Origin of the sequence: Microcystis sp. 49638_E5 (genome assembly GCF_021300285.1) — a bacterium.
In the GTDB taxonomy this organism is placed as follows: domain Bacteria; phylum Cyanobacteriota; class Cyanobacteriia; order Cyanobacteriales; family Microcystaceae; genus Microcystis; species Microcystis aeruginosa_C.
In genome coordinates, this window is record NZ_JAJTDH010000150.1 from 1 (window position 1) to 6,597 (window position 6,597).

5 protein-coding genes and 2 pseudogenes are annotated in these 6,597 nt (G+C 41.2%); all 7 read right to left on the reverse strand.

From position 1 onward, the window contains the following. Nucleotides 1-579: pseudogene (locus tag LW728_RS22555) on the reverse strand (hypothetical protein); the annotation flags it as partial. Between the two features lie 8 nt (nt 580-587). Continuing rightward, a complete protein-coding gene (locus LW728_RS22560) occupies nt 588-1,370 on the reverse strand; it encodes an ELWxxDGT repeat protein (RefSeq protein WP_287768417.1) in 783 nt (260 codons plus the stop codon). Further along, nucleotides 1,324-2,175, reverse strand: a complete 852-nt coding sequence (locus tag LW728_RS22565) for a hypothetical protein (protein ID WP_287768420.1) — start codon at nt 2,173-2,175, stop codon at nt 1,324-1,326. The genes LW728_RS22560 and LW728_RS22565 overlap by 47 nt, the downstream gene beginning before the upstream one ends. An 858-nt stretch (nt 2,176-3,033) precedes the next feature. Beyond that, a complete protein-coding gene (locus LW728_RS22570; RefSeq protein WP_287664480.1) occupies nt 3,034-4,206 on the reverse strand; it encodes an RNA-guided endonuclease InsQ/TnpB family protein in 1,173 nt (390 codons plus the stop codon). After that, nucleotides 4,184-4,792 (reverse strand): annotated as a pseudogene (locus tag LW728_RS22575) (IS607 family transposase). Before LW728_RS22575 ends, LW728_RS22570 begins: the two are co-directional and overlap by 23 nt. A gap of 94 nt (nt 4,793-4,886) precedes the next feature. Next, complete coding sequence (locus LW728_RS22580; protein ID WP_004268370.1) at nt 4,887-5,249, reverse strand: ArsR/SmtB family transcription factor; 363 nt, start codon at nt 5,247-5,249, stop codon at nt 4,887-4,889. Between the two features lie 197 nt (nt 5,250-5,446). Then, nucleotides 5,447-6,457: a DUF6398 domain-containing protein gene (locus LW728_RS22585; RefSeq protein ID WP_287768423.1), complete on the reverse strand. Its 1,011-nt coding sequence runs from the start codon at nt 6,455-6,457 to the stop codon at nt 5,447-5,449. Nucleotides 6,458-6,597 lie beyond the last annotated feature (140 nt).

The following is a 6,597-nucleotide window of genomic DNA, read 5'->3' on the forward strand; positions in this document are numbered from 1 at the left end:
AACCTGGACAACATTGCCTGTGGCGGGGTCAATTGTATAAAGGGGACGGTAAATTGTAAACTCATTATTCCAATTGGAGTTGCGGAAGTAGAGGCGGTCTCCTACCCGGGTAAATTGGTCAAGGTATCCGGCATCATCGTTTCTTAAATTAGGTACACTCAGTTGTACTGGTTGGCCAGTTGTGGGGTCAATTTTGTAAAACCGCTCTGTATTAAGACTATTAGTGGCGGTGAAATAGAGTGTGCCGTTAATATCAATTAGATTACGGGGGTTGGAACTTCCCGAACCGGTATTAATATCCAACAGAACAATGTTTCCAGTGGTCGGATCTACACGATAAAGTTCTATTCCGTTGGTTCCATTATTCGCGGTAAAATATACAGTACCACCACCAAAAATTAGATTAGTGGGATCAGAACCGGTACTGCCAGGTCGAATATCGCTGACTAATATTGGTAAATTATTAGCGGGATCAACTTTCCACAGTTCCCGACCCGCAGCGCTGTTGGATGCGGAAAAGTACAAAACGCCGTTAATATTAGTCAAATTTTGCGGAGAAGAACTACTGCTACCCGACACAATATCAATTAAAGCCGGATTGCCGGTGGCGTTATCAATGCGATAAAGTTCTGTCCCGTTGCTGCCATTGTTAGCGGTAAAGTAGAGCTACTTAACCCTAAACGAATATCAATCAGAACTGGATTTCCGGTGGTGTTATCAATGCGATAAAGTTCTGTTCCGTTAGTGCCATTATTGGCCGTGAAATACAGTGTGCCATTGACATCTGTTAGGTTGCTGACGCTGGAAGTATTACTTCCGGGATAAATATCGAGTAGAGAAACAACGCCAGTAGCCGGATTGGCTCGCCACAGTTCGATGCCATTGACATCATCGTTAGCGGTGAAATAGAGGATGTCTCCGATTTTAATAAAGTTGCTGGGACTAGAACCCAAGGTTGTGGCATTAATGTCTTTAACTAAAGCTGTACCTTCTGGGGTGCCATCGGTTTGCCATAACTCTATCCCTTGGCTGTAATTATCAGCAGTGAAGTATAGTTTACCGTTGCTATAGGTTAAATTGCCGGGGTTAGAACCATTACTGCCGACATAAATATCCTTGAGGAACACTGGATTACCTGTTGTCGGCTCAACTTTCCAAAGTTCTCGACCATTAGCACTGTTAGAGGCAGTAAAATAAAGAACACCATTAGCATTGAGCAAGTTTTGGGGAGAAGAACTACTGCTACCCGACACAATATCAATTAAAGCCGGATTGCCGGTGGCGTTATCAATGCGATAAAGTTCTGTCCCGTTGCTGCCATTGTTAGCGGTAAAGTAGAGCGCGATAAAGTTCTGTTCCGTTGATGCCATTAAATGCCGTGAAATACAGTGTGCCATTGACATCTGTTAGGTTGCTGACGCTGGAAGTATTACTTCCGGGATAAATATCGAGTAGCGAGACAACACCAGTAGCCGGATTGGCTCGCCACAGTTCGATGCCATTGACATCATCGTTAGCGGTGAAATAGAGAATGTCTCCAATTTTAATAAAGTTGCTGGGATTAGAGCCAAAGCTAGTAGAGTTAATATCGGCGACAAGAGAGGGTTCGGTAGTGGTTGCTCTCTCAACTGCAATACTCACGCCACCAATACTAATTACCCCCGCATCATCCTCCGCTTTCATATAGGCCAAAGCCTCCTCAGACAGACTTTCTCCTAATACCAACGAGGCAAAAATTGCCCCCTCATCTCCCGGCGCATCTGTACTATTCAACAATCCATCCACATAATGGCCATATTCCTCCAACAGCAGGGCGACAATTGCCCCTAAATTGCCCTGATTCTGACTCAGAAACTCGTAAGATAGGTAAATTCGATTATTTACTATTGCATAAGCCCCATTTGCCCCATTAAGGTCATTTCCTGCAACAATTTCCATGATGGGAAAGCCAGTTAAATCGCCTGCTTGCCACTGGCTTTGTAATTCATCAGTATTAACTGCTGTGCCAAAGGCTACCTGTATTTTGTCGCCAAAGGCAGAATCATCGGCAAACTGTTGTAATTTGCCAGAAATTAACAGCGTTGCCTGTTGTAGCGCAGAAGTAATATCTGAATCGAGGGGTAACGCAGATTCTAGGGTTACGTTGGTTGTGAGGTTGTAAGGGGTATTAGGCATGGGATGAACTGGGGATAAAAAAGAGAATTAAACAGGATTCAGCGATATTTTGGTGGCAAAATCGATAAATTTGCACAACAATATCCCAAATATCCCAATGGACAACAAAGCCAATCGAGAGATTAGGAGAATAATTGGTTAGGGAATATCAAATTGATCTAAAAACTCATCCGCGAGTCTAGCCTAGGCTACCTAGCTATGTCAAGAAATTTTCAGTAACCTCACAAGAACTTTAAAAAAACTTAACCAAATTTAGAGCATATAGCTATTGGCTATCCCCTTATTACTTCTATATTCTGGGTTATAACTGTTGAGATTATCTGGGATGCCACCGGTAAGGCGATGTTTATATTGTTAAGTTGTGTTAATAGCTTAATTTGTATGGTTTTCATAGTCTAAAAACAATGGTTATCCTCTTGTGTGAATAGGAGGAAAATCTAAGCTGGTATCTCCAATTCAGTCGCTCATAACTAGACAAGAGAAACTGTAGCGATTAATAAGTGCCTAAGCAAAATTAATTACACATTTAAGCCGCTACTCTGTCACTAAACACAGAAAACGGGTTTCTTGAAGAAACCCGTTTTTTTGGGCGACAAACCAGAATTATTCAGGTTTGATTAACTGATTTAAGTAGGTAGGCGTTAAAAATTATCAGATTTCCCCGCCTATTGACACCCCCTTATTAAGGTAGGGCTATTTCAAGAGCGAACAGGTTACTATCTGACCTCTCATGCGCCCAACTGCCGTCATCTTGCTCAGGGAATTAGAGGACATTGGAAAATTGAAAATCGCTTACATTGGGTCAAGGATGTGATTCAAAACGAGGATCGTAGTCCGTTCTGTTAAACTTACTCAAATCTACTCATGAGCAAATTTGACGTTAACTTCCTGCTTCACTGTAGTAGTGTCGGCACTATCTACGACCCAAGCTGACACGGTGGAACTCACCGCCAAAGAAGCTAGATTCAGACTAGCGTTCAAGTCTCGACCGCAAACTACATGGCATTGCTCACACTCAAAAACTCTTTCAGTTAAAGATAGAGACTCTTTTTTGTACCCACAATTGGAACAGGTTTTACTGCTAGGAAACCACCTATCGGCTATGATTAATTCCGAACCATACAACTGAGTTTTATAATCAAGTTGTCTTCGGAACTCGTAAAAACCCATATCCTGAACGGCTTTAGCTAATTTGTGATTAGCCATCATCCCAGACACATTTAAATCCTCAATTACTATCTGGCCGTGGTTCTTGGCTAAATAAGTGGTGAGTTTATGTAACGTATCTTTACGGATATTAGCTATTTTAAAATGAAGTTTAGCTATTTGCCGTTGGGCTTTGTTCCAATTATTTGAACCTTTTACCTTATGTCGGTTCAAGTATTGAAGTCTGGCTAATTGTTTTTCGTATTTACGATAACTTTTAGAGCCTTCAAACGTTTCACCTGTCGATAAAGTAGCCAAAGATTTAATTCCCAGATCACAACCAACTACATCATGAGTTTTATTGGTTGTTTGCTGTTCAACTTCCATCTTAAAACTAATAAACCACCTATTAGCTTTTTTACTAATAGTGACAGATTTTGGCTGGTATCCATCAGGTAGCCGCTCGTAAGTTTTTAACCAACCAATCACAGGAACTTTTATCTTTTGATGGGCAATTTTAATGTTCCCATCTAAAGTGAAACTATCCTGTTTACCTTTCTTATTGAAATTTGGTGGTTTAGCTATCTTCTTGAAGCATCTTTTCCAAGCATCGGATAAAGCTCTTAACGCCCATTGGGGAGCGCATTTAGACACTTGGTAATACCAATCATGCTCTGATTTTACCAATGCTACCAACCATTCAGGTCGGTCAATAGCCGTAGGAAACTTGATTTTTTCATCAGGGTTAGCTTGATTATGGTCTAAAATTTGCTTGGTTAAAGCCAAACCCCAATTCCAAGCATGACGTGCGGTTCCTGCGTGTTGGGCTAATAATGAGCGTTGTTGATTATTTAGTTTTAACTCAGTCTTGAATCCTAGTAGCAACGTCTCTTAACTCCTCTACGATTTTTCTATTTTTATGGCTTCTAGAGCCATACAATCTAGCGGAAAATACCGTAATAATTTCTAAGACATCTTGCGCTAAATCCTCTTCAAATGTACTGTCTTCAGTTCGATTGATAATGACAACTTCAGTTCCGAATTGCTCACACAGACTAAAGATTAGTTCACTACCAAATCTAAGTAATCTATCCTTATGAGTTAAGACCAATCTCTCTACTTTACTATCAACAATCAATCAAATTAATCGCTTTAATCCTTTTTTGTTGTAGTTAAGTCCTGAACCTAAGTCGTCTATAATTTCAACTTGCCAACCGTTTTAAGCGCAAAACAATTCGACAACTTCTTTTTGACGTTCTAAATCTTTCTTTTGATCATGACTAGAAACGCGACAATAGCCAACAGTATAGGAAAGATTCTCTTTTACTCCAAGCAACTGAGAGACGGTATAACGACGATGCCCGTTAGCAGTTCTTTCTGGTATTAGTTTACCTTCAGACTCCCAACGTCTTAATGTCGATACGCTTACACCTTTTAATTTAGCCGCTTCTGATCTGGTCAACCTACTCATAAAACTATTGTAGCATAGTCATGAGTAATTTTGGATAGTATTAGTTAGGTTTTTGGTTTCTGTGATTAACCCCAGCAACAAACTTTTTCGGACCCTATTTAGGGAGATGGAAAGCCGGCAGACTCTCGAATTCTCTGGCCCGTTGACGCATTTGCTGACTAATGCGATCGCAAACCACCTTACAGAGATCATAGATCACGGGGTCGGTAATTTGATAGTAAACGCTGACTCCTTGGGGTTGCCGCGAGATAATTCCCGATTGGGTTAAAGCTTTCAGGTGTTTGGAGAGATTGGCTTGACCCAGTCCGGTAGCTTCAGCGATTTCTTTACCATTCATTGCGCCTAATTGCAAGCAACTGAGAATCTGTAGGCGACTGACTTCCGACAGGACTTTGAAATAGTCCGCCACCGAAGCGAGGACGACGCTAGAGGTTTGGGGGGAGAAACTGTCTAACATAGGTGGGTAATAAAGTGACCAGTTAAAAAGGCTGACAATAGGTTATCGTTTAAAACTTTATAACTATTGACTACTATAGTTTAACTGGAGAGGTAACTAGAGTCTAGTCGGCAAGATCGATCGAGATTGGGTCATTCAGGAATCTACTGCTGCAAGAGTGCCTCCTAACTCCATCAACAGACTTTTTGCGGCAAACCCTAACTATAACCGAGCATGGTAGTGATTAACTTCTGGACTGTAGTGCTAGGATGGTTCTCTAAATTGCTTGGTAAAGCCCATTCTGAGTCAAGATAGGACATCTTCAGTAAATCTCTCACTTGTTTTGATTTAGCTTGTCCTGTACTTTGAGCAACCCCAAAAGCTTTATAAAGTTCTGTGGCTGAAATGTGGGGATTTTGACTAGGATCGAAGAGAAAATTGACCATTCCTAGGGCGTGAGTAATGCCGGCAGCCCAGGAATTAGCCTTACCTTTTTCTAGGGGAGAGGGACGCTTGCGAGCTAAAGTTGCGGTTAATTGGCGAATAAGTTGGGCGTATTCTTCATTAAGATATTGAGCGGCAAATTTATCGGTAATATCGATAATTTCTTGATATTTGGCCTGCATTGCCTTGGGAACATTTTCCGATTTAGGAACAACTGGAGGCGTTTGTTTCAATATTGCTGCCGCTTGCTGTTTGGCGCGTTGTTCGGCATTATATTTTTCTTGAAAAGCTGTTAAACCCTCCTGACTGCTGATATCAAAACCCTGCTGATGCGCTTGTAACAGGAGATTTTTCATAAAACCGCCACTGCTGGGATTGTTCATCAGTTGACTAAAGCGATCGCCTAATTGCTCTAAATATTTAATAATAGCCTTAGCCTGAGTTAATTTATATTCTCGTCCCAGAAATTGCCAAAAACTAATTAATTCAGGGATAGCATCTTCCGTTTCCGTCGGATCGAGGACAGTAATTTTGCGTGGTAAAATCTTCTCCATTAAGATTTGCACATCTGCCTTAGTCATGGTAGCAAGGGTATAACCTTCATAGAGATAGCCCAACTCGATAAAGCTGGCAATCCAACCACCACCTTCTTGTTTTTCTTGATAATAGGCCTCTCCCTCTGGCGAATTGATATATTCTTCGATCGCTCCAGTAATATAATCTTCTAATAAGGGTTCGGCTTCATCGTAGTCTAAATTATCTAATTGTCGGATATTAAAAGTCATAACTCTAGTTTTCCTCCCAGGCTTTCCTTTAATTTTAGGGGATTAGCTGACCGACAGCCAAACTGACGCTAAAATAGTCTTTGCTGTCCGGGGTTGTTGCTTGCTCCTGACGGTGGTTGTAACCGGTAACTGAACATGAC